General features: G+C 68.1%; 3 protein-coding genes. 1 reads left to right on the forward strand and 2 read right to left on the reverse strand.

Annotated features, from left to right (window positions below; translation table 11 throughout):
- The coding region (locus NHG85_RS06055; protein ID WP_253330755.1) for a transposase at positions 1-173 on the reverse strand (173 nt) is incomplete at its 3' end.
- A gap of 63 nt (positions 174-236) precedes the next feature.
- Here NHG85_RS06055 and NHG85_RS06060 point away from each other — a divergent pair.
- A complete protein-coding gene (locus NHG85_RS06060) occupies positions 237-611 on the forward strand; it encodes a hypothetical protein (RefSeq protein WP_253330751.1) in 375 nt (124 codons plus the stop codon).
- Positions 612-762: 151 nt separating this feature from the next.
- On the opposite strand, the gene NHG85_RS06065 is transcribed toward NHG85_RS06060, so the two are convergent.
- The coding region (locus NHG85_RS06065) for an MmgE/PrpD family protein (RefSeq protein WP_253330753.1) at positions 763-1670 on the reverse strand (908 nt) is incomplete at its 5' end.

Raw genomic sequence — 1670 nt, forward strand, 5'->3', positions numbered from 1 at the left:
GCTTGGATCGCGGCGTCGCTGTAGACCGGCTGGCCGCCGCGCTTACCCGATGGCGTCGCGTGCCAGGGTGTCGACGGGTCGAACCAGACGGTCAGCGATCCACGCTCACGCAGCGCCGCGTTATAGGCGGACCAGTTCCGGGTGCGGTAGCGGGTGGGTGCAGACCTGGGCATGCCACCCAGCTACGCCGTAGGACTCTCAATGTGAATCCCGGGCAGGCTTCGTGCAACAAGGCCATGAAATACGACAACAAGCGCGTCCGGCTGGAGGTGAACGAGCTGGCCCGCGAACTGGTGGGCAAATACGCCGATACCTACGAGTTTCCCGATGGCCGCATCCAGGTCCGGCACAAGGGCATCGTCCCGCCCTGCACCATCTTCGACCCGCATCAGCAGCGTGTCACCCACGCCGCGATCACCGAGAACAAGCACCTCGGCGCGGTGCTGGTCCACATCAAGCGACAGCAGGATCAGGTGGAGACCACATCCAAGGTGCGCCCCGTGAGCGCCCGCATCGGGTATCGCAAGACCGTTCGACGCAACGATGGCTGGAACTCGAAACTGGCCCACCGCGCCAAGATCCGCGCAGCCGGTCAGGCCTCCGAAAACTGAGGTCTCCGCCCTGCCCGGTTGCGCTCCGCTCAGGATTACCAGCGACACTTCTGCTTGGTTGCAGCATCTCATCGAGATCGGCATAGGACGCGTCCGCCCGGTTACGACATTTGCCAAGGTGGACGAGGGCGGATACAAGGACGCGCCGGTGTCAGCCGTCCTCCGCAAGGGTCTGGCCGGGTCGTGCCCCGAGGCAGGCCATGAGCCGTGCGACCCCCTCCGCCTCATCGATCCTCGCAACCGATCGCCAGAGCGCCTCGGCCTCGGCGCCTCCCAGCAAGGTCGCCGACTTGTCGCGAAGGCGCCGCTCGATCAGCGCCGGGTCGATGGGGGTGAGGATGTCGTGGCGGGTACTGTGGGTTTGGCCCGAGGCGACCACCGAAACCTCCGCCGCGCTGTCGCTCAGCCCATCGTCGGTTTCGACCCGCACGCGGTCGCGCAGGGCGCGCAGATCGCTTCGTGCGCAGGTGGCGTCGGTGTAGCTGTCCAATGCGGCGGTATCGACGCCCGAGAGCATCATCGCGGCGGTCAGACGGTAGCTGAACTTCGCCTGCAGGCCGGTGGTGGGCTCGGGCTGGTTGCAGACAGCGAGCCAGCGCGGATGGGTGCGGACGGTCACGCTTTCGATCTCGGCGGCGTTCAGGCCTTCATCACGGATCTCGCGCAGGGCTTCGAGCATGGCGTGCAGCCCGTGGCAGCAGGCGTGGAACTTGTAGGAGATGTTCGGAAAGACCCAAGCGTCGCCAAGCCCGTCCAGCGCCGAGACGTCGGCGCTGCCGGCGTGGGTCGGGCCGAAGCCCTGCGCGCCCTCGATGGCATCCGGCGCCGAGGTCGCACCGGCCTGCGCCAGCAGCGCCGAGGTCACGCCCACCTCGGCGGCGAAGCCCGCGTTCAGCGGCTTGCCCATGGTGCCGAACTGGCTCTTCAACCCGGCGGCGCGAGTCGCGGTCAGGCAGAGCGCCTGCGCCATGCGCGCGGGATCGAGGCGCAGCATCCGCCCCGCCGCGGCGGTGGCGCCGAAGGCGCCCGAGGTGCCGGTCTGGTGAAACCCCGCCTCGT

Source organism: Limimaricola litoreus (assembly GCF_024159025.1).
Taxonomy (GTDB): Bacteria; Pseudomonadota; Alphaproteobacteria; order Rhodobacterales; family Rhodobacteraceae; genus Limimaricola; species Limimaricola litoreus.

Excerpts from the sequence above, each read along its gene's own strand:
- NHG85_RS06060 (WP_253330751.1), top strand. The coding sequence starts at position 237 with ATGAAATACGACAACAAGCGCGTCCGGCTGGAGGTGAACGAGCTGGCC.